The 20341-nt window shown below is 71.0% G+C and carries 18 protein-coding genes; 7 read left to right on the top strand and 11 right to left on the bottom strand.

Annotated elements, in window-relative coordinates:
* The first annotated feature begins 132 nt into the window (after positions 1-132).
* Both ACFXGX_RS36510 and hemB read left to right on the top strand, forming a co-directional pair.
* Positions 133-1227 carry a helix-turn-helix domain-containing protein gene (locus ACFXGX_RS36510; RefSeq protein WP_384800497.1) on the top strand — a complete coding sequence of 365 codons (1095 nt, stop codon included), beginning with the start codon at positions 133-135 and terminating at the stop codon, positions 1225-1227.
* 19 nt (positions 1228-1246) lie between these two features.
* Positions 1247-2239 (top strand): porphobilinogen synthase, encoded by a 993-nt coding sequence (gene hemB / locus ACFXGX_RS36505; RefSeq protein WP_384800494.1) that lies wholly within the window; start codon positions 1247-1249, stop codon positions 2237-2239.
* A gap of 57 nt (positions 2240-2296) precedes the next feature.
* On the opposite strand, the gene ACFXGX_RS36500 is transcribed toward hemB, so the two are convergent.
* Positions 2297-3043 (bottom strand): DUF4232 domain-containing protein, encoded by a 747-nt coding sequence (locus tag ACFXGX_RS36500; protein ID WP_384800492.1) that lies wholly within the window; start codon positions 3041-3043, stop codon positions 2297-2299.
* A 223-nt stretch (positions 3044-3266) separates the two neighbouring features.
* Here ACFXGX_RS36500 and ACFXGX_RS36495 point away from each other — a divergent pair, with 223 nt between their 5' ends.
* The 3 genes from ACFXGX_RS36495 to ACFXGX_RS36485 all read left to right on the top strand — a co-directional run bounded on the left by ACFXGX_RS36495 (position 3267) and on the right by ACFXGX_RS36485 (position 7082).
* On the top strand, positions 3267-4721 hold the full coding sequence (locus ACFXGX_RS36495; protein ID WP_384800489.1) for a helix-turn-helix domain-containing protein: 1455 nt from the start codon (positions 3267-3269) through the stop codon (positions 4719-4721).
* A 75-nt stretch (positions 4722-4796) separates the two neighbouring features.
* A complete protein-coding gene (locus tag ACFXGX_RS36490) occupies positions 4797-5699 on the top strand; it encodes an SAM-dependent methyltransferase (protein ID WP_384800486.1) in 903 nt (300 codons plus the stop codon).
* A 174-nt stretch (positions 5700-5873) separates the two neighbouring features.
* Entirely contained in the window at positions 5874-7082 is a 1209-nt protein-coding gene (locus tag ACFXGX_RS36485) for a PLP-dependent aminotransferase family protein (RefSeq protein ID WP_384800483.1), read from the top strand.
* On the opposite strand, the gene ACFXGX_RS36480 is transcribed toward ACFXGX_RS36485, so the two are convergent.
* The 4 genes from ACFXGX_RS36480 to argS form a co-directional block, all read right to left on the bottom strand.
* Positions 7018-8175, bottom strand: a complete 1158-nt coding sequence (locus ACFXGX_RS36480; protein ID WP_384800480.1) for a CU044_5270 family protein — start codon at positions 8173-8175, stop codon at positions 7018-7020. The two genes, ACFXGX_RS36485 and ACFXGX_RS36480, sit on opposite strands and share 65 nt — an antisense overlap.
* Entirely contained in the window at positions 8168-8869 is a 702-nt protein-coding gene (locus ACFXGX_RS36475) for an RNA polymerase sigma factor (RefSeq protein WP_384800477.1), read from the bottom strand. The genes ACFXGX_RS36480 and ACFXGX_RS36475 overlap by 8 nt, the downstream gene beginning before the upstream one ends.
* A 122-nt stretch (positions 8870-8991) precedes the next feature.
* Complete coding sequence (locus ACFXGX_RS36470; protein ID WP_384800474.1) at positions 8992-9870, bottom strand: DUF4253 domain-containing protein; 879 nt, start codon at positions 9868-9870, stop codon at positions 8992-8994.
* A 135-nt stretch (positions 9871-10005) separates the two neighbouring features.
* Positions 10006-11775, bottom strand: a complete 1770-nt coding sequence (gene argS / locus ACFXGX_RS36465) for an arginine--tRNA ligase (RefSeq protein WP_384800470.1) — start codon at positions 11773-11775, stop codon at positions 10006-10008.
* Between the two features lie 177 nt (positions 11776-11952).
* Between argS and lysS the strand changes: the two genes are divergently transcribed.
* Positions 11953-13695, top strand: coding sequence for a lysine--tRNA ligase (gene lysS / locus ACFXGX_RS36460; RefSeq protein WP_384800467.1), 1743 nt, complete (start codon positions 11953-11955; stop codon positions 13693-13695).
* A gap of 94 nt (positions 13696-13789) precedes the next feature.
* Here lysS and ACFXGX_RS36455 read toward each other — a convergent pair whose 3' ends face one another.
* The 3 genes from ACFXGX_RS36455 to ACFXGX_RS36445 form a co-directional block, all read right to left on the bottom strand.
* Entirely contained in the window at positions 13790-15265 is a 1476-nt protein-coding gene (locus tag ACFXGX_RS36455) for a DUF2637 domain-containing protein (protein ID WP_384800464.1), read from the bottom strand.
* 190 nt (positions 15266-15455) lie between these two features.
* The gene (locus ACFXGX_RS36450) at positions 15456-16355 is read right to left on the bottom strand and encodes a DUF3558 domain-containing protein (protein WP_384800461.1); all 900 of its coding nucleotides are present in this window, start codon (positions 16353-16355) and stop codon (positions 15456-15458) included.
* A 145-nt stretch (positions 16356-16500) separates the two neighbouring features.
* Entirely contained in the window at positions 16501-17358 is an 858-nt protein-coding gene (locus tag ACFXGX_RS36445; RefSeq protein ID WP_384800458.1) for a DUF3558 domain-containing protein, read from the bottom strand.
* A 202-nt stretch (positions 17359-17560) separates the two neighbouring features.
* Here ACFXGX_RS36445 and ACFXGX_RS36440 point away from each other — a divergent pair, with 202 nt between their 5' ends.
* Entirely contained in the window at positions 17561-18754 is a 1194-nt protein-coding gene (locus ACFXGX_RS36440; protein WP_384800455.1) for an RtcB family protein, read from the top strand.
* An 88-nt stretch (positions 18755-18842) separates the two neighbouring features.
* On the opposite strand, the gene ACFXGX_RS36435 is transcribed toward ACFXGX_RS36440, so the two are convergent.
* From ACFXGX_RS36435 to ACFXGX_RS36425, 3 genes are all read right to left on the bottom strand, one after another.
* Complete coding sequence (locus ACFXGX_RS36435) at positions 18843-19013, bottom strand: hypothetical protein (RefSeq protein WP_384800452.1); 171 nt, start codon at positions 19011-19013, stop codon at positions 18843-18845.
* A complete protein-coding gene (locus ACFXGX_RS36430; RefSeq protein ID WP_384800449.1) occupies positions 19010-19777 on the bottom strand; it encodes an SDR family NAD(P)-dependent oxidoreductase in 768 nt (255 codons plus the stop codon). Before ACFXGX_RS36430 ends, ACFXGX_RS36435 begins: the two co-directional genes overlap by 4 nt.
* Positions 19778-19853: 76 nt before the next feature.
* Positions 19854-20192, bottom strand: coding sequence for a YnfA family protein (locus ACFXGX_RS36425; protein WP_361677209.1), 339 nt, complete (start codon positions 20190-20192; stop codon positions 19854-19856).
* Positions 20193-20341: the final 149 nt, after the last annotated feature.

The raw sequence follows: 20341 nt of genomic DNA, 5'->3' as shown, positions 1-20341 counted from the left end.
GGGCGGTCCGGGCGTGCACGCTCACCGCAGGCAACGTCCACAACTCCACATGCCCACACATGCTTCGGCCCCCGCCGGGACGGCAATCCCAGTGCGAGGGCCTGACCAAAGAGAAGGCAACACCCTTCCCCCATGGCTGTGACCAAGCTTATCGATGCGCTGCTCCCGAAGCAGGGAGTACGGCGCAACGCCACCCACTCCGGCGTCACGCACGTACGTGAGTACCAGCCCGACCGGTACACGATCGTCGGCAACCACCTCGCCCAGCACCGAGGGCTCTCCGCGACCGCGATCGGGATCGCCGTGCACATCCTGTCGCTGCCCGAGGGCGCGCGGGTCGACATCCGCAGCCTTGCCGAGCGGTTCCCCGAAGGACGGACCCGGATCGCCTGCGCGCTGCGGGAGTTGGAGGCGCGCGGCTATGTCGAGCGAGTACGGGAGCGGCTCTCCTCCGGGCGGATGATCACCCGCACGTACGCCTTCCACGCCCCGGCGCTCACCCGGGCCCGACGGGAGGGAGAGTCGGAGCCGACCCCCGCCCCGGCAGCCCTGTCGATCACGGCTGCACCGCCCCCGCACCTCACGCCCCCGCACCTCATGGCCCCGGACCGCCCCGCCTCCGGCGGCTTGCCCTGTGACGGCCTGCCCGAGCAGGTCGAGGCGCCCGACGCCGGACACGTCGGCGCACCGGTCACCGAGGCCGGGTCCGCCGATCCGGAACCACCCCGCGGCGAGCACCGCGACAAAGCCGAAGCCCTGCTCGCCGGGCTGCGCCGGACCGACGTCCGGTTGACGCTGTCAGGACGGGAGGCGCGGCGGCTGGCTCCCCTGGTCGTCTCCTGGTTCGAGAACGGTCTCGGCAGAGCGACGGTGATCCACGCCCTCACCGACGGCCTCCCCCTCCACGTCCGCCACCCGGCCGGATTCCTCCGCAACCGCCTGCTGGACCTGCTTCCACCGGCGCTGCCGCCCCTTGTCGCGGCCGACGCGGGCGGGCCGCTCCCGAGCGGGCCCATGCCCCCGCCACCCGCCATGGCGACCTGCGAAGGAGGCTGCGACAGAGGATTCAGAGCACCGTTCCGGGGAGCGTGGTGCCGCGACTGCCGCGCCGCCCGGCCCGGGGAAGCTCCCGTGGCGCCGGTGGATGTCACCACCCTCGGCTCTCGCCCGACGCGGCGCGGAGGCCCCTCGGGCTCCGACGCGGAGTCGGTAAAGGTGCCTCTGTGACGGGCGTAGCGTAGATGTCATGACGAAGTACGGATCCTTCCCCGGTACGCGTCCCCGGCGGCTGCGCACCACCCCCGTCATGCGCCGCATGGTCGCCGAGACCCGGCTGCACCCCGCCGACTTCATCCTCCCCGCGTTCGTCCGCGAGGGCGTGAGCGAGCCGGTGCCGATCGGCTCGATGCCCGGAGTCGTGCAGCACACGCGGGACAGCCTGAAGAAGGCCGCCCTGGAGGCGGTGGAGGCCGGGGTCTCCGGGATCATGCTCTTCGGGGTTCCCGAGGACGAGAAGAAGGACGCGGTCGGGACGCCCGGCACCGACCCGGACGGAATCCTCCAGGTCGCGCTGCGCGATGTGCGCGCCGAGGTCGGCGACGACCTACTCGTGATGTCCGACCTGTGCCTGGACGAGACCACCGACCACGGGCACTGCGGTGTGCTCGACGCCCAGGGCCGCGTCGACAACGACGCGACCCTGGAGCGCTACGCCGAGATGGCCCAGGTGCAGGCCGACGCGGGCGCCCATGTCGTGGGCCCCAGCGGGATGATGGACGGTCAGATCGGCGTCGTCCGTGACGCGCTCGACCAGATCGGCCGCGAGGACGTGGCGATCCTCGCCTACACCGTCAAGTACGCCTCCGCCTTCTACGGCCCGTTCCGGGAGGCCGTCGGCTCGTCCCTGAGGGGCGACCGCAAGACGTACCAGCAGGACCCGGCGAACGCGCGGGAGTCGCTGCGGGAGTTGGCCCTGGACCTGGAGGAGGGCGCCGACATGGTGATGGTGAAGCCCGCCGGCCCCTACCTCGACATCCTGGCCCGGGTCGCCGACGCGTCCGAGGTGCCGGTCGTCGCCTACCAGATCTCCGGCGAGTACTCGATGGTCGAGGCCGCCGCGGAGAAGGGCTGGATCGACCGCGACCGGGCGATCCTGGAGTCCCTGACCGGCATCAAGCGCGCCGGCGCGCAGAACATCCTCACGTACTGGGCGACCGAGGTCGCGCGGAACCTCCGCTAGCCTCCCCGCGGGGCGGGCGGGGTGGTTCCGCAGGGCCTCGGCCGGGGTCGCGCCAGCTCAGTACGCGAGCGCGTCGTCCAGGCCCTGCTGCCAGTACGTCACCGTGAGCTTGTCGTCGATGTAGACGCCCTTCGCGGGGAGGACCGGAGTGGCGCTGCGGCCCTTGTCGAAGCCGATCTCCAGGGTCTTGGCGGTGTAGCCGTTGCCCCCGCTGCCGTCGGCGGCCGACAGCAGCACACCCGCGTAGCCGGACTCGCCGGGGGCGAGGGTCACGACCGCCTGCGGGTGGGTTTCCTCCGCGACCGGCGGGACGGCCTGGGCCTCGGCGAACCGGGCGATCGGATAGCCGGTCAGGTCACAGTTCCTCGTGCCGGTGTTGGTGACCGTGAGCAGCAGGTGGTTGAGCGGACGGGACACCGCCGTCGCGGTGGTCTTCGTCGTGGAGCCGTTGCAGGCGACGTTCCTGGTCCCGGTCTGCCCGGTGGAGCCGGTCTTGGAGCCGGTGCCGTTCTTTTTGGCCGAGCCGCCCGTGGAACCCCCGGTGGAACCGCCGCCGGAGCCGCTCTCCTTCGCGTCCGAACGGCCTGCCGAGCCGCCGGTGCCGGTGCCCGCGGGCTTCGCCGTCGTCCCTCCGTCGGCCGTCGGCGCCGTCGGCTGTGACGAGGACCCGGACGCGGCGGACGAGCCCTCGCCCGGACCCTCGCTGCGTACGCCCTTGCCGTTGTCGCACGCCGAGAGGGCGAGCGCTGCGAGCGCGACCGTCGTGGCGGCGAGCAGTCGGGTGCGGGTGGTGCGTGCGGACATGGTGATCCCCCTGTGGATGTGAGTGTGTGTGGCCTGATGCAACGGCCGCCCGGCCGGTCGGGGAGGGCGGCGTGCTTGGATGGCCACAGCTTGGGCGGTGATTCGTCCCAGCCGCCACAACCAGCGGCGGATACGGGACGCCGGAACGCCGGCATCGGGTCTGACCTGGGGGAACGGAATGCCCCTGGAACACCGGCCCGGAACACAGGGGGTGGAGGAACGGGTGGCGGGGAACGAGTTCGCGGGCCTACTGGGGGAGCTGAAGCAGCGGTCCGGGCTCAGTTACGGGGTGCTCGCCAAACGGCTGCACGTGAGTACGTCCACGTTGCACCGGTACGTCAACGGGGATGCCGTACCGACGGATTACGCGCCCGTGGAGCGCCTCGCGCGCGCGTGCCGGGCCACCCCCGAGGAACTGGTGGAGCTGCACCGCCGGTGGATCCTCGCGGACGCGCTGCGGGGACAGGCGAACGGGGCCGAGTCGCATCGGGTCGCGGCGAACGGGGCTGGGGAGGACGAGGCTTCGGGCGGCTCCTCCGGGTCAGCCGACGGGCCCGACGGCAGCGCGGCGGACGTGCCGGGTTCCGCACCGGAGCCCGAGTCCGCGAACGGGCGGGAGATCAGGCCCGGTTCCGAGTCCTGGAACGGGCAGGAGGACGGGTCCGGGAACGGGCAGGAGGACGGGCCCGGGGACGTGGCCGGGGGCGAGACCGGTATCGGGCGGAAGCCGGGGCGCGCCGCCGCCGCTTCGGGGCCGGTTCGATGGAGCCGCCGGGCCGTGGTGCTCGCCGGAGCCGGGGCCGTCGTGGCGGCCGCGGTCGTGTCCACCGCGCTGACCGCGCATTTCGGGTCCGGTGGCGGTGAGGACGACACGAAGGGGAAGGCCGTCGCTGTCGGCGCCCCGTCCGCCCCGAGCGCGAGCCCCTCCGGTGCGACACCCGGCACGCACCACGGGTCCGCCTCCGCCTCCCCGTCGCACGACGCCCGCCCCCGGCCGACCGGTTCGACGATCGCCGGGGCCGTCGACGAGCACGGGGCGACCGACGGCGGCGCGGCCGGCAAGAGCGGGGAAGGGGCCGGACCGCCGACCGTCGTGGCGAACGCGTACAAGTGGGACAGCCCGTGCAGCCAGCACTACCTGATGAACCGGGACGCACCACAGGTGCCTCCGCCGCCGCCGAACGAGTCGGACGCCCGAGGCTGGGTCACCGCGCTCGGCGGGGTCGCGAGCGGTGAGCAGATGATCGCGCTGACGGTCCAGGGCACCGGCAGGGCGACCGTCGTCCTGGAGGCGCTGCACGTGCGGGTGGTGCAGAAGGGCGCGCCGCTCGCCTGGAACGACTACGCGATGGGCGTGGGCTGCGGCGGCAACGTGGAGACGAAGTCCTTCACCGTGGACCTCGACGCGGGGAGCCCCGCGACCGCGCTCAAGGGCGGACAGCGGGATTTCCCGTACAAGGTCAGCGAGTCGGACCCCGAGGTCTTCTACGTGTTCGCCGACGCGCGGGCGCACGACGTGAGCTGGTACCTGGAAATCGACTGGTCCAGCGGGACCAGGAGCGGCACGGTCCGCGTCGACGACCAGGGCAAGCCGTTCCGTACGAGCGGGAGCGTGGGACGGCCGGCGTACGAGCATCCGCTCGGCGGCAGCGAATGGGTACCGGCGGCCACCGAGTGATGAGGGCACCATCAAGTCCCTCCAGGAGTTAGGTTGTTGGCCGTCAGTTGACGCGACCTCCCAGGGAGATGCCCCATGCCCGGTGACGCCCTCAGCCAGGACCCCGCCGAGCTGAGAAGGAGGATCGACACCACCAAGGCACACCCCGCCCGGGTCTACGACGTCCTCCTCGGCGGCAAGGACAACTACCCCGTCGACCGGAACGCGGCCGCCGCCGCGCTCGCCGCCAACCCGCGCGGCTATCTCGACGTCCGGCACAACCGCGACTTCCTGCGCCGCGCCGTGACCGCGCTGGCGTCGGAGGGCGGCATCCGGCAGTTCCTGGACATCGGCACCGGACTGCCCACCCAGGAGAACGTCCACCAGATCGCCCAGCGGATCACCCCGGACGCGCGCGTCGTGTACGTGGACAACGACCCGGTGGTCCTCGCCCACGCGCGCGCCCTGCTCACCAGCGGCCCCGAGGGCCGTACGGACTACATCGACGCGGACTTCAAGGAACCCAAGCAGATCCTCGAACAGGCCGCCGAGACACTCGACTTCGAGCAGCCCGTCGCCCTGGTCCTGGTCGCCATCCTGCACTTCGTCGAGGACTCGGAGGCCTACCCCATCGTGCGCGGGCTCGTCGACGCGCTGCCGTCCGGCAGCCGGCTCGTCCTGAGCCACCTCACCGAGGACCTGAACGCGGAGGACATTCGCGCGGTCCAACGGACGTTCACCGAGCGGGGGTTCACCTTCGTCCTGCGCTCGAAGGCCGAGGTCGAGCGCTTCTTCACCGAGAACGGCCTGGTCCTGGACGAGCCCGGTGTCGTCCCCGCCCACCACTGGCACCCGGACGGCAACGCCCCGGCCCCCGAAGCCGCCGACCCGGCCTTCCTGGCCACGCTCGACGCCGTCGACACGGTCCGCTACCTCGACATCAACGACGTCACGGACGCGGACATCAACGTGTACGTCGCCACCGGCGTCAAACCCTAGATGCCGTAGGCGAGTTGTGGTCCGTCCGCATCGCGGAACTGGCGGGTGTAGAGGCCACGTACCTGTCTAGGGTCGGTCAGGGGCGGCCCCGGCACGACGGGGCCGCCCGCAAGGACGCCGTCGCCGAGGCGCCGTCCCCGAGGACGCCGTGCCCAAGGACAAGGAGCCGTCACCGTGACCGTCACCGAACCCGCCGCCACGACCGCACCCGTGCCCCCGCTCGCCGCGCGAGCCACCGCGATCGGCGGTTCGCCGGTACGGGACATCCTCGCGGTCACGGCACGCCCCGAAGTGATCAACTTCGCGGGCGGGCTGCCCGCCCCGGAACTGTTCGACACGGACGGCATCGCGGCCGCGTACCGGGACGTTCTCGCCGAGGAACCCGAACGGGCCCTCCAATACTCCACGACCGAGGGCGAACCGTCGCTGCGGACGGCCCTCGCCGACCGCACGAGCGCGCGCGGGCTGCCCACCGGGCCGGACGACATCCTCGTCACCACCGGATCGCAGCAGGCCCTGTCGCTGCTCGCCACCGCCCTGCTCGAACCCGGGGACACCGTCCTGGTCGAAAGCCCCTGCTATCTGGCGGCACTTCAGGCGTTCGCCTTCGCGGGGGCGCGCGTGCTGGCCGTGCCGGGTGACGACGAGGGCATCGACCCCGACGCCCTCGGTGAACTGGTGGCCCGCGAGCGCCCGAAGCTGCTCTACACCGTGCCCACCTTCCAGAACCCGACCGGACGCACGCTACCGGCCGACCGGCGGGCCGCCGTCGCCCGCGCCGCCGCCGCGCACGGCCTGTGGATCGTCGAGGACGACCCGTACGGAGAACTGCGCTTCGAGGGCGAGCGGCTCCCGTGGATCGCCTCCCACGACGGTGCCGGGGACCGGACGGTGCTGCTCGGCTCGTTCTCCAAGGTGATGGCGCCCGGCATGCGGCTGGGCTGGCTGCGTGCGCCCGCGGCACTGCGGCGCGCGTGCGCCGTCGCCAAGCAGGCCGCCGATCTGCACACCCCGACCGTCAACCAGCTCGCCGCGGCCCGCTACCTGGCCGACCGCGACCTGGACTCCCACGTGGCCCAGGTCGCGGCCGTCTACCGCGAACGGCGTGACGCCATGCTCGCGGGAATCGCCGCCGCCCTCCCGGCCGGGTCCACCTGGACCCGCCCGGAAGGCGGCATGTTCCTCTGGGCCCGCCTGCCCGAGCGCTACGACACCACGGCCCTGCTCCGTCCGGTGGTGGACCAGGGAGTGGCCTACGTCCCCGGCGCCCCCTTCTACGCGGGCACTCGGGAGACGTCGACCCTGCGCCTGTGCTTCGTCACCCAGACGCCGGAGGAGATTGCCGAGGGCTTGCGGAGGCTGGGGACGGGGTTGCGGAAGTAGCGGACGGGGTCGGGGAGGCAGGAGACGGGGTCGCGGACGGGGACGGGGAGGCGGGCGACGGGGTCGGGGAAGCGGGAGACGGAGACGCGGAGGTCGGGGACGTGGACGCGTCGCTCGGGGATGGGGTCGCCGAGGGCGAGGGTGTTGTCCGGGCTGCGTCCCGGACGGCCGGCCGCTGGCCGATCCTGTCCACCACACCTTGCACCACGACACCTCTGACCTGTGAGAACCCCCCGTTCTTGTCCGAGTGTCCCCGCTCGAATATCCCGAGGTACGCGTAGGTCTTCGAGTCGAAGACGAAACCCATCGCCGCCCTGGGGTAGGAGACCCCTATGCCGTGCCGGCCGAGCGCGTTCACCCGGTCATGGTCGATCCTGATGGCGGTCATCTTCGAGAGGGCCTCGAACGCGGCGGCCCGCAATCCCGGAGGCAGGACCCGGGGACCCCGCAGGAACATGCACGCTTGGAAGTACGCCCCCAGGTCCACCTGCGGATCCTTCGCAGGGTCCCCGCCGCCCCGGAACGACTTGAGGAGCTCGTCCGGGTCGGTCGGCCACTTCTTCAGCTTCGCGTACTGGAGGGGGATCGACTGCGCCTGGTGCTTGGTCAGTGGTGGGTCGTCCTGAATCCTGCCGTTGTAGATGTACCGGGTGGGCTTCGAGCCGTCCACCGACAACCAGCACTCGTCGACGAGCCGCATCTTCCGCCCGCCCCTGTCGTAGGTCCGGTGGGTGATCTCCCTGGAGTACATGTACTGGTCGTCACGAGGGATCGGCAGGTCGGTGCCGTCCGACCGCGACCGGTCCGCGGCGTTGTGCAGCACCTGGGCGGCGGTCAACTGCGTCCCCCCGCCGTTCTTGCCGCGGACGGCGAGCAGGGTCGAGCCGGTCACCGCGGCGGTGCCGGTGGCCGCGATCGCCGCGCGGAACACCAGCCGCCGGGACAGCGGGCTCTGCCGCGCGAGGGCTCCGCTCCCGTCGCCGGTCTCCTCACCGATGGCGGTCCGCAGCCGGGCGAAGGCGACGGCGCGCGCCCGGTCGGTCGGTGCGGCCTGCTCGGCCCCGAGGTCGCGTACAAGGCTGAGGTCATCCACGGCGGGGTTCCTCCTGTTCCTCTCGAAAGGCTGTGGGATCCGACCCGCCCAGTGCTTCGCGCAGCTTCTTCCGGGCCCGGTGCAGCCGGGAGCGCACCGTGCCCACCGGTATGCCCAGGGCCTCGGCGGCTTCCGCGTAGTCGAGGTCTCCCCAGGCGATCACCAGCAGCACGTCCCGGTGGCGCGCGGGCAGCTTCGCCAGGGCCGCCGACAGGGCGCCGCGCGTGCTCTCGGCGCTGATCCTGGCGGCCACCCGCTCCGCCAGCGGCTCGCCGCCGCCGTCGGCGGGAGCGGCGGAGGCGACGCGCGACACCGCGCGCAGCCGCCGTGCCTCGGCCCGCCGGTGGCCGCCGATCAGGCGCGTGACGATGCCGTACAGCCAAGGCCGCGCGTGCGGCCTCGACAGGTCGTAACGGCGCCGCCGCTGAAAGGCGATCACGAAGGTCTCGGCCATCAGATCGTCGGCCGCCTCGGTGCCGAGCCGCCGGGCCGCGTACCGGTGGATGTCGTCGGCGTAGCGGTGGAACAGCTCGGCGAACACATCGGGCTCGTCCCAGGACCGTTCGATCACCGAGGCGTCGGAGTCGCCGTCCGCGCCCGCTTCGGCACCGGAGCCCGGACCGCCGGCGGTGGCGGTGGCTCCGGCTCCGGCTCTGGGCGGACCGTGGACTCCGAGGCTCGGTGAGACGGTCATCGGTCGCCTCTCAGGCTCATGGATCTCCTCGAAGACGGGAACGGGTCACCCGCTGTCCGCCGAAGCCCGCTTTCGAGTTCCCGTTTCGGACCGAGGAATTTCCCGACGGCCGGGCGAACGGCTCAGTCCCACCAGAAGGACCACACCCGTTCGTTCAGCACCTCCTGCTCGGCGTACTCGCGCAGGGTCTCCTGGTGGCCCTGGGTGATGTTGTCCGGGCAGAAGGCGAAATGCTCGGCCGCGACCGCCTCCGCCTCGGCCGCGGTGGACGGCGGGGCCGCCACCGAGAGGACCAACTGGTCGAAGGTGAGAGCCACCACGCGTATGCCGAAGCGGTCCTCCCACGAGCGGAGCACGGCGCACAGACGCGCCACGTCGTTCTCGTGGTTCAGAGGGCCGGGCCAGCCGATGGCCACCGGGATGTCGGCGCTGCGGCGCGCCGGGACCAGGGCGAGCCGCGGCTGCTTCAACCAGGAGCCGGACTGCGCCAGCGAGTCGGCGATCTCGGCGGCGCGGGAGTCCGGATCCGCTTCGAGCGGGGTCGCGGCGGCCTGGCCCGGCCAGAGAGGCCCGTACGGCGCGATCGTCTCGTCGAAGGTCGGCTGTTCTCCGAAGACCTCGACGACCTTCGCCTTGCCGGGGTAGTCCTGGTCCGGATCGGGTGCGTCCGCCGCGTACTCCTCCCAGAACTCCGCCAGCACCTCCTCGGCGTCGTGATCCCCGGGATACGACATCGCGTCGGGCATCAACTCCCAGTCCTCCGGGCCGTTCTGCGGGCCGCCCACGTCCAGCAGCACCGGCAGCAGCCCCGCGGTCCGGGCGGCGGACAGGACCGCCCAGCCACCGGGAACCGCCCGGTCCTCGGCATGCCACAGCAGAGGCTCGTGCCACGGGCCGTCGTTCGTCGCGTCGATCAGTCTCCCGGCGGGGAGCTGAAGCCCGAGCGTGCGCCCGCTCGGGTCTGCCGTCAGCCGCGGCAGCGGGTTGGGAAGGGTCGCCATGCCGGTGACTTTAGGGGCCGCCACTGACAACGCCCGGGGCGCGGTACGACAGCGCCCGGGGCGCGGTACCCGGGCGCACACACGAACGCGGCCCACACCTCCGGCGAGGCGTGGGCCGCGTTCACGAGCACGTGATCAGAGGCGCTCGGGCGTCCTGATGCCCAGCAGGGCCATGCCCTGGTGGAGCGTGCGGGCGGTCAGGTCGCAGAGGAACAGGCGGTTCTCCGCGACCTCTTGGGCCGGCGCCGGCTTGATGACCGGGCACTGGTCGTAGAACGTCGTGTAAAGCGAGGCCAGTTGGTACAGGTACGCCGCCAGCTTGTGCGGGGCGTACTCGGCGGCGACCTCGTCCAGCGTCTCCCCGAACCGGTCCAGGTGCAGACCGAGCGCCCGCTCCGCCGGGGCCAGTTCGAGCTCCGGGTGCGCCAGCGGCGCCCGCTCGCCGGCCTTGCCGAAGATCGACCGGATACGGGCGTACGCGTACTGGAGGTAGACGGACGTGTCACCGTTCAGCGAGACCATCTGGTCCAGGTCGAACTTGTAGTCCCGCACGGCGGAGGTCGACAGGTCCGCGTACTTCACGGCGCCGATGCCGACGTACCGGCCGTTCTCCTCGATCTCCGGCTCGCTCAGGCCCACCTTCTCGGCCTTCTCCCGCACGACGGCCGTCGCCCGGTCGATCGCCTCGTCCAGGAGGTCGACCAGCCGCACCGTCTCGCCCTCACGGGTCTTGAACGGCTTGCCGTCCTTGCCCAGCACCGTGCCGAAGGCAAGCTGGTGGGCCTTGACGTCGTCGCTGAGCCAGCCGGCCCTGCGCGCCGTCTCGAAGACCATCTTGAAGTGCAGGGACTGCCGGGCGTCCACGACGTAGATCAGGCTGTCGGCCTTCAGGTTGAAGACACGGTCGCGGATCGCCGACAGGTCGGTGGCCGCGTATCCGTAGCCGCCGTCCGACTTCTTCACGATCAGCGGCACCGGATTGCCGTCCGGGCCCTTCACGTCGTCGAAGAACACGCACAGCGCGCCGTCCGAACGGACCGCCACACCCGACTCCTCCAGGAGGCGGCACGTCTCGTCCAGCATGTCGTTGTAACCGGACTCGCCGACCACGTCAGGGTCCCGGATCTCCATGTCCAGCTTGTCGAAGACCGAGTAGAAGTAGATCTTCGACTCGTCCACGAACTTCTGCCACATGGCCAGCGTCTCGGGTTCACCCGCCTGGAGGTCCACCACCCGGCGCCGCGCCCGCGTCTTGAACTCCTCGTCGGAGTCGAAGACGTTCCGCGCCGCCTTGTAGAGCCGGTTCAGGTTCGACATGGCCTCCTCGCCGGAGACCGCACCGCCCTTGTGGTCCAGCTCGTGCGGGTGCTCGATCAGGTACTGGATGAGCATGCCGAACTGCGTGCCCCAGTCGCCGATGTGGTGCCGGCGCACGACGGACTCTCCCGTGAACTCCAGGATCTGCGCCACCGCGTCACCGATCACCGCGGACCGCAGATGCCCGACGTGCATCTCCTTGGCCACGTTCGGCTGCGCGTAGTCGATCACCGTCGTGCCCGGGTTCTCCGCGAGGGGCACCCCGAGGCGCTCACCGTCCGCGTACCGCTCCGCCAGGTTCGACACGATCGCCCGGTCGGTGATCGTGATGTTCAGGAAGCCGGGCCCGGAGACCTCGATGTCCTTGATCAGGTCACCCGACTCGACCCGGGACACGACCTGCGTCGCCAGCTCCCGCGGGTTCGCCTTCGCCTTCTTGGCGAGGGCCAGGATCCCGTTGGCCTGGAAGTCGGCCCGGTCGCTTCGGCGCAGCAGCGGGTCCGCGGAGCCGGCCTCCGGCAGAGCTGCCGAGAGGGCGTCCGCGAGGCGCTGATGGACGGAAGCGGTGAGGGACGTGACCGAGGCCATGGAGTGGCTGCCGTTTCTGCTCGGGTTCCGGAGACTCTGAAGACGGAGACTCCGCATACGGAGACTCTGAGTACAAGGAAAGCCAGTATCCCATGCGGTGAAAAGCCGTTTTCGCGGTTCGGGTCCGAGCTGGGAGAATGGTCGCGTCAGCCGTACTCGCGTTTGAGGAAGAAGGACGTGCCGATCGTGGCTCAGAGCTCCGAGACCACCGACTGGGTCTCCCGTTTCGCGGATGAGGTCATCGAAGAGTCGGAGCGCCGGGCCCCGGGCAAACCTGTCGTCGTCGCGTCCGGGCTCTCCCCGTCCGGCCCGATCCACCTCGGCAACCTCCGCGAGGTCATGACCCCGCACCTCGTCGCCGACGAGATCCGCCGCCGCGGACACACCGTGCGCCACCTGATCTCCTGGGACGACTACGACCGCTACCGCAAGGTGCCGAACGGCGTAGCGGGCATCGACGACTCCTGGGCCGAGCACATCGGCAAGCCGCTGACCTCCGTCCCGGCCCCCGCCGGCTCCGCGTACCCGAACTGGGCCGAGCACTTCAAGGCCGCGATGACCGAGGCCCTGGCCGAGCTCGGCGTCGAGTACGACGGGATCAGCCAGACCGAGCAGTACACCGCGGGCACCTACCGCGAGCAGGTCCTGTTCGCGATGAAGCACCGCGGCGACATCGACGCGATCCTCGACCAGTACCGCACCAAGAAGGCCCCCGCCAAGAAGCAGCAGGGCCAGAAGCCGGTCGACGAGGCCGAGGTCGAGGCCGCCGAGGGCTCGGGCGCCGCCGCCGAGGACGACGGCAGCTCCACCTCCGGGTACTACCCGTACAAGCCCTACTGCGGGCAGTGCGAGAAGGACCTGACCACCGTCACGGCCTACGACGACACGACGACCGAGCTGTCGTACACCTGCTCCGCCTGCGGCTTCGCCGAGACCGTCCTGCTCAGCGAGTTCAACCGCGGCAAGCTGGTCTGGAAGGTCGACTGGCCCATGCGCTGGGCCTACGAAGGCGTGATCTTCGAGCCCAGCGGCGTCGACCACTCCTCCCCGGGCTCCTCCTTCCAGGTCGGCGGCCAGATCGTCGGGATCTTCGGCGGCAAGCAGCCCATCGGCCCGATGTACGCCTTCGTCGGCATCTCCGGCATGGCCAAGATGTCCAGCAGCAAGGGCGGGGTCCCGACCGCGTCCGACGCGCTCCAGATCATGGAACCGCAGCTGCTGCGCTGGCTGTACGCCCGCCGCCGCCCCAACCAGTCGTTCAAGATCGCCTTCGACCAGGAGATCCAGCGGCTCTACGACGAGTGGGACAAGCTCGCCGGCAAGGTCGCCGACGGCTCGGCCCTCCCGGCCGACGCCGCCGCGTACAGCCGTGCCGTCGGCACCGCCGCGGGTGAGCTGCGCCCGACCCCCCGCCCGATGGCGTACCGCACCCTCGCCTCCGTCGCCGACATCACCGCCGGCGCCGAGGACCAGACCCTGCGCATCCTGAGCGAACTCGACCCCGAGAACCCGCTCGCGTCCCTGGACGAGGTCCGGCCCCGCCTCGACAAGGCCGAGACCTGGATCAACACCCAGGTCCCCGCCGAGGAGCGCACCGTCGTCCGCGACGAACCCGACGCCGAGCTCCTGAAGTCCCTCGACGACCAGGGCCGCGAGTCGCTGCGCCTGCTCCTCGACGGACTGGAGGCGAACTGGTCCCTGGACGGCCTCACCCACCTCGTCTACGGCGTTCCCAAGGTCCAGGCGGGCTTCCCCGCCGACGCGACCGCCAAGGAACTCCCCGCCGAGATCAAGGTCGCCCAGCGCACGTTCTTCGCGCTGCTGTACCACCTGCTCGTCGGCCGCGACACCGGCCCGCGTCTGCCCACGCTGCTGCTGGCCGTGGGACAGGAGCGGGTGCGCAAGCTGCTCTCGGCGTAGCGGCCTCGGCCGTACGAGGAAGGGGCGCCCGGTGATCACCGGGCGCCCCTTCCTCGTACACACCGGCACCTTCACGCGCCGACGTGCCTCCTGCTCACGCGATGTGGTCCTCCTCCAGCTCCGCGTTGAAACGGTTCTGGAAGCGGTCCGTCAGGTTCTTCAGCGCGCTCGGGCTGAGTGCCGTCCCGTAGGTGGCCTCGATGTTGTCGCCCAGCACCCGCGGCGTGGGGAAGCTGCCGTCTATCGACTGGCGGAACACCTGGTAGTACGACTCCTCCCGGGCCTTCTCGTCCAGGATCGGCGACTGCTCCTCCCGCGGGGACGGGATGGGAAGCTGCTCGGGACCGCCGCCCTCACCGAGCTGGCGCGTACGGCCGGGACCCGCCGGGATCGGGAACGTGCCCGTCTCCTCCGGGCCGGGCTCGTAAGCCTGCGCCTCCTGCTCGGCGAACCACTGCTGGTACTGCTCCTCCGTCCCGTACGACGGGGTGTAGCCGCCGTCGTACGGGATCTCCTGAGGATCGGGAGTGGCGAACCACGGGTTGGACTCCGGCCCACCCGCCTGGCCGCCCGGGTACTGGCCTTGGCCCTGGTACTGGCCCTGGTACTGGCCCTGACCCTGGCCTTGGTACTGGCCCTGACCTTGGAACTGGCCTTGGTACTGGCCTTGACCCTGATTCTGGCCTTGGCCCTGATTCTGACCCTGGCCTTGGAACTGGCCCTGGCCCTGACCCTGGCCTTGGAACTGGCCCTGGCCCTGCTGACCGGATTCGGCCTGCGGCTGCCGCTGCGGCTGCTGCCGCGCGCTGTCGTTCGCCTCCAGCTCCAACGGCTCGGGCGCCGCGGCGGCGGCCGGGACGGACGCCTGAACCGGGGCGGGCGCGGGCGCCGGCGGCAGCACCGCGGGCTCGATGCCGGCCGCGGCGAGACCCGCCGGGGCCGTCTCCGCGAGGGGCACGCCATAGCGGGCCAGACGCAGCGGCATCAGCGACTCCACGGGTGCCTTGCGGCGCCAGGCGCGGCCGAAGCGGGAGTGCAGACGGGCCTGGTAGACCAGACGGTCCTGCTCCAGCTTGATGACCTGCTCGTAGGAGCGAAGCTCCCACAGCTTCATGCGACGCCACAGCAGGAAGGTGGGGATCGGGGAGAGCAGCCAGCGGGTGATCCGCACGCCCTCCATGTGCTTGTCGGCCGTGATGTCGGCTATGCGGCCGATCGCGTGGCGAGCCGCCTCGACCGAGACCACGAACAGCACCGGGATGACCGCGTGCATGCCCACACCCAGCGGGTCCGGCCAGGCCGCCGCGCCGTTGAACGCGATCGTCGCCATCGTCAGCAGCCAGGCCGTCTGGCGCAGCATCGGGAACGGTATGCGGATCCAGGTCAGCAGCAGATCGAGGGCGAGCAGAACGCCGATACCCGCGTCGATGCCGATCGGGAAGACGTACGAGAAGTTCCCGAACCCCTTCTGGAGCGCCAGCTCACGGACCGCCGCGTACGAACCGGCGAAGCCGATTCCGGCGATGACGAGCGCGCCGGCGACGACCACGCTGATGAGAATCTTGTGCATCCGTGTGAGCTGTATGGGCGCGGCCACCTGTACTCCCCTCCCCTTGCGTGTTGTTGCGCGCAACAGAGTGGCACATGTGTGTGGCGTACGGATGCGCGGTATGGAAGGAGCCCGGTTCCGGAGGGAACCGGGCCCCGTGAACTTGTCTGCCGGAGCCCCGAGTCGGGCCCCGTGCCCGGTCGCGGCCGGGTCAGCTCTTCTTCGCCGCCGACTGCGACGGCGACGCGCTCTTGGAGCCGGTCCTGTCGCTCCCGGAGCCGCTCTTGGACGGCGAGGCCGACGGCGCGGACGAGGACGAGGCCTTCGACGAGGAGGCAGGGTCCGGAGAGCCCGAGCTCGCCGCGCCGCCGTCACCGTTCGCGGCGGCCACCGCGGCCACCGCCTCCTTCGTGGCCTTCTCGGCCGCCTTCAGCAGCGTGGCCGCGTCCGGGGTCTTCTCACCCGCGAGCCCGGCGCCGTTGTAATCGAGCGTCACGACCACGTTCTCGACGCGCGCCACGATCGTCTGCTGCTTGAAGGCGCCTTCCTTCTTCTTCAGGCCGTAGCGCACGGCCGTCGCCTCGTCGCCCGTGCCGGAGACCGGCGCAGACTTGGCGTCCAGCGCACCCGCCACCGTCTGCGCGGCCGAGACCTGCTTCTGGAAGTAGTCGTGGGCCTGATCGTCGCCCGAGCCGCGCGCGTCCGAGTCGAAGCGGAGCAGCGCCACGTTCAGCCAGCGGAACTGAGAGCCCTTCACCCCGTTGTTGTCGAGGCTCGTCCAGTTGCAGTTGTCGCGCTGCTCCGGCTCGTCCAGCTTGCCGGACTTGCCCGACTTCGAACCCTTCGGTATCAGTTCGTCCAGCGTCTTCTTCGCCAGCACCGAGCACGCCTTGGGCAACGTCTTGTACGCGGCGGGCTGGACGGAGGGGGCCGCGCTGCTCGCGGACACCGTCGCTCCCGGGCCCGCGCTCGCGTCCTTCTGCGCGTCGTCACCGGAGCCGGAGTCCGAGGAACAACCCGCGGCGACGAGCATCACCGGGACGGCGGCCGCGCTGACAAGGATGCGGGGGAGTCGCTGTGCTCGGCCTGCTCGTTGTACTGGTCGGTGCATGGTTCCTTCACTCGTGGCTCGTGGTACGGCCGCACATGGGGTGTACGGCCGGTCGGGTCCGAGGGGCCACGGTACGCGGTGGGGCGTCGGGGCGGTTCCCGTTCGGGTGGTTTGCGCCGGGGTGCCCCCAGCGGCCGCGCGGCCGCTAGCCGTTGAGCCGGGAGGCCAGCTCCTGAGCCAGTTTCTGCGCCCTGTCCTGCATTTCCTTGCTGTCGGGGGCATCCGCGGAAGCCGTCGGCTGCTCGGAGTATTCGATCCTCACGATCACGTTGGACGTGCGGAACACCACAGTCACCGTGCGCTGCCGAGCCGTCGACGAGCCGGTGCTCAGCTTGTCGTCGAGGAACGCTTCGTCGCCGAGGTCGTCGAGTACGCGCGGCTGGAGATCGGCCGGGGTCCGCGAGGCGGAGGCGGAGGGGGCGGAGGGGGCGCCCGAGGCGTCGCCGGTGTCGCCGCCCGCGCCGTCGGCCGTGGCGCCGGCGCTGCCGCTCGGGCTCGGAGTGGCGTCACCGGACGCGGACGCGGACGCGGACCCGGAGGCGGACGCGGCGGGCTCCGGGAGGTCGGCCGCCGTCTGCCGGGTGGCGTAGAGCTCCTCGGCCTTTGCCTCGTCGCTCACGGTGTTGTCGTACGAGACCACGCGCTCGAAGTCGACGAAGAGGTGATCGGTGGCGGCGGCGGAGGTCACCTTCCAGTCGCAGCCGTCACGCCGGTCCGTGTCGTACGTGAGCGTGGCCTCGCCCGCGTACGCCTGCTCCTGCTGTGCCTCGTCGGTCACCTCCTGGATGCCGGGCAGCAGCGTGTCGAGCGTGTCGTGATCGGCCGCGCCGCACGCCTCCGGGAGGGTGCGGTACTTGCCCGGCTGGGCCACCGCGGCCGTCGTGCCGGTGTCGCCGCCCTTGGAGTCCGGAGCCGAACCGCCCACGCCCGAACCGCCCGAGCAGCCCGCCAGTACCGCCGCGAGGAGCACGGCGGCGGCAGATACGTACGCCTTCCGCTGCACGGTCAGGCTCCTCTCGACGGTTCCCGACGGCGCTTCGGCCCGGGTGTCCTGTGGTTATTGGGTTGCCGCACGGGGGCGACCCCTGGAGACAATGTGTATCGCACGCACAGCCGTGGACGCCGGTCCGTTGTCCTATACGTCGACCTAGGCGCCGGTTTTGCGATTTAAGACTTCTGCTGTTTTTGTGGGGATTGAGGACGATATGTCGTACGTAGAGATGCCGGGGGCGCAGGTTCCCATCCGTATGTGGGCCGACCCCGCCTCCGTGGAGGACGTCGCGCTCCGCCAGCTCCAGAACGTGGCGACGCTGCCCTGGATCAAGGGCCTCGCCGTCATGCCGGACGTCCACTACGGCAAGGGCGCGACGGTCGGCTCCGTCATCGCGATGCGGGACGCGGTGTGCCCGGCGGCGGTGGGTGTCGACATCGGCTGCGGAATGTCCGCCGTCAAGACCTCCCTCACCGCCAACGACCTGCCGGGCGACCTCTCGCGGCTCCGCTCGCAGATCGAGCAGGCGATTCCGGTCGGCCGGGGCATGCACGACTCCGCGGTCACCCCGGACCGCTTCCACGGCCTGGCCACCGCCGGGTGGGACGACTTCTGGGGGCGCTTCGACGGGGTGGCGGATGCGGTGAAGTTCCGCGAGGAGCGGGCTGTCAAGCAGATGGCGACGCTTGGCGGGGGAAATCATTTTGTTGAAGTTTGTATCGATTCTGACGGTTCCGTCTGGTTGATGCTGCACTCCGGTTCCCGGAACATCGGCAAGGAACTGGCCGAGCATCACATCGGTGTCGCGCAGAAGCTCCCGCACAACCAGGGTCTGGTCGACCGGGACCTCGCCGTCTTCGTCGCGGACACGCGCCAGATGGCGGCGTACCGCAACGACCTGTTCTGGGCCCAGGAGTACGCGAAGAACAACCGCACGCTCATGATGGCGCTCCTCAAGGACGTGATCCGCAAGGAGTTCAAGAAGGCGAAGCCGGCCTTCGAGGCGGAGATCTCCTGCCACCACAACTACGTGAACGTCGAGCACTACGACGGCATGGACCTGCTCGTCACGCGCAAGGGAGCCATCAGCGCGCGGGCCGGCGAGTTCGGCATCATCCCGGGCTCGATGGGGACCGGGTCGTACATCGTGAAGGGCCTCGGCAACGAGAAGTCCTTCAACTCGGCCTCGCACGGCGCGGGTCGGCGCATGAGCCGCAACGCGGCGAAGCGGCGCTTCTCGACGAAGGACCTGGAGGACCAGACGCAGGGCGTGGAGTGCCGCAAGGACTCCGGCGTCGTGGACGAGATCCCGGGCGCGTACAAGCCGATCGAGCAGGTCATCGAGCAGCAGCGCGACCTCGTGCAGGTCGTGGCGAAGCTGAAGCAGGTTGTCTGCGTGAAGGGCTGAGGCGCGGCGCGCGGGCACGCGACGCCAAGCCGTCTGCCGTCCAACCACCTTGAGGGCCCGAGCCGTTGATGGCTCGGGCCCTTCGCGTTCACTTCGTGCTCAGGACCGCGTAGATCATGACGAAGGCCACGATGTGGATGCCGAAGAGGAAGTACGCCAGGTAGTACCAGACGTAGCGTTCGCGCTTCTTCTCCAGGGCCAGGCGGGCCTGTTCGGCTGCCGTGGGTGGCTGGGGGGTGGGTGGTTCGTCCGGGGTCACTGTTCGCGGTGGATCTTCGTGTTCGACGCCTGGGCTCGGGGGCGGACCACGAGGAGGTCGATGTTCACGTGGCTGGGGCGGGTGACGGCCCACGTGATCGTCTCGGCGACGTCGTCGGCGGTCAGGGGCTGGGCCACACCCGCGTAGACCTTGGCGGCCTTCTCGGTGTCGCCGCCGAAGCGGGTGAGGGCGAACTCCTCGGTCTTGACCATGCCGGGGGCCACCTCGATCACGCGGACCGGCGTGCCGACGATCTCCAGGCGCAGCGTCTCCGCGAGCACGTGCTCGGCGTGCTTGGCGGCCACGTAGCCGCCGCCGCCCTCGTACGTGGCGTGGGCCGCCGTGGAGGACAGGACGACGACCGTGCCGTCGCCGCTGGCGGTGAGCGCCGGGAGGAGGGCCTGGGTGATGTTCAGGGTGCCGATGACGTTCGTCTCGTACATCTGGCGCCACTGGGCCGGGTCGGCCGTCGCGATCGGGTCGGCGCCGAGTGCGCCGCCGGCGTTGTTGACCAGCACGCCGATCGTCTTGAACGCCGACGCGAACTCGTCGACCGCGGTGCGGTCCGTGACGTCCAGGGCGTACGCGGTGGCCTGGCCGCCCGCCGCGGTGATCTCCTCCGCCAGCGCCTCGATGCGGTCCTTGCGGCGGGCCGTGAGAACGACGCGGTAGCCCTCGGCCGCGAGCTGTCGGGCCGTCGCGGCGCCGATTCCGCTGCTTGCACCGGTGATGACGGCGATACGGGACGCGGCGGCGGGGGTCATACGGCTGCTCCTTGGCTGTGTCTGTGTGTCTGCGTGTCTGCGTGTCTGCGGTCGCTCCGGCCAGGATAGGCGGGGGTCAGTTGCCCCCTCGGGGGGCGTACATGATCACGGCGGCTCCGGCCAGGCAGATCAGGGCGCCGGTGATGTCCCAGCGGTCGGGGCGGTAGCCGTCGGCGACGACGCCCCAGGCGAGGGAGCCGGCCACGAAGACTCCGCCGTACGCGGCGAGGACGCGGCCGAACTCGGCGTCCGGCTGGAGGGTGGCGACGAAGCCGTACAGGCCCAGCGTCATCACGCCGACGCCGATCCAGAGGGCGCCCCGGTGTTCGCGTACGCCTTGCCAGACGAGCCAGGCGCCGCCGATCTCCAGGAGCGCGGCGAGGGCGAAGAGGAGCGCGGAGCGGGCGATCAGCATGGGGTCACTGTGCCAGGACGATGCCTCTGCGGTTCGGTGGGTGGCCGCCGGTTCCGGCCCGGCTGGTGGGTGGGTCGGGGCCGTGCCGGTGCATCAGCCCGTCGCCGTTGGGTGAGGGGTGGGCGTCGGTGGCGACGGGCATCGATGTA

It is taken from the genome of Streptomyces sp. NPDC059371, assembly GCF_042751995.1.
Lineage (GTDB): Bacteria > Actinomycetota > Actinomycetes > Streptomycetales > Streptomycetaceae > Streptomyces.
This window is presented reverse-complemented; position numbering and strand designations above follow the sequence as displayed.

What these genes read in the sequence shown, in the direction of transcription:
- ACFXGX_RS36430 (WP_384800449.1), bottom strand. Translation starts at nt 19,777, where the DNA reads ATGACCCCCGCCGCCGCGTCCCGTATCGCCGTCATCACCGGTGCAAGC.
- ACFXGX_RS36510 (WP_384800497.1), top strand. Translation starts at nt 133, where the DNA reads ATGGCTGTGACCAAGCTTATCGATGCGCTGCTCCCGAAGCAGGGAGTA.
- ACFXGX_RS36450 (WP_384800461.1), bottom strand. Translation starts at nt 16,355, where the DNA reads ATGCACCGACCAGTACAACGAGCAGGCCGAGCACAGCGACTCCCCCGC.
- ACFXGX_RS36470 (WP_384800474.1), bottom strand. Translation starts at nt 9,870, where the DNA reads ATGGCGACCCTTCCCAACCCGCTGCCGCGGCTGACGGCAGACCCGAGC.
- argS (WP_384800470.1), bottom strand. Translation starts at nt 11,775, where the DNA reads ATGGCCTCGGTCACGTCCCTCACCGCTTCCGTCCATCAGCGCCTCGCG.
- ACFXGX_RS36500 (WP_384800492.1), bottom strand. Translation starts at nt 3,043, where the DNA reads ATGTCCGCACGCACCACCCGCACCCGACTGCTCGCCGCCACGACGGTC.
- ACFXGX_RS36440 (WP_384800455.1), top strand. Translation starts at nt 17,561, where the DNA reads ATGTCGTACGTAGAGATGCCGGGGGCGCAGGTTCCCATCCGTATGTGG.
- ACFXGX_RS36490 (WP_384800486.1), top strand. Translation starts at nt 4,797, where the DNA reads ATGCCCGGTGACGCCCTCAGCCAGGACCCCGCCGAGCTGAGAAGGAGG.
- ACFXGX_RS36475 (WP_384800477.1), bottom strand. Translation starts at nt 8,869, where the DNA reads ATGACCGTCTCACCGAGCCTCGGAGTCCACGGTCCGCCCAGAGCCGGA.
- ACFXGX_RS36455 (WP_384800464.1), bottom strand. Translation starts at nt 15,265, where the DNA reads ATGCACAAGATTCTCATCAGCGTGGTCGTCGCCGGCGCGCTCGTCATC.
- ACFXGX_RS36425 (WP_361677209.1), bottom strand. Translation starts at nt 20,192, where the DNA reads ATGCTGATCGCCCGCTCCGCGCTCCTCTTCGCCCTCGCCGCGCTCCTG.
- hemB (WP_384800494.1), top strand. Translation starts at nt 1,247, where the DNA reads ATGACGAAGTACGGATCCTTCCCCGGTACGCGTCCCCGGCGGCTGCGC.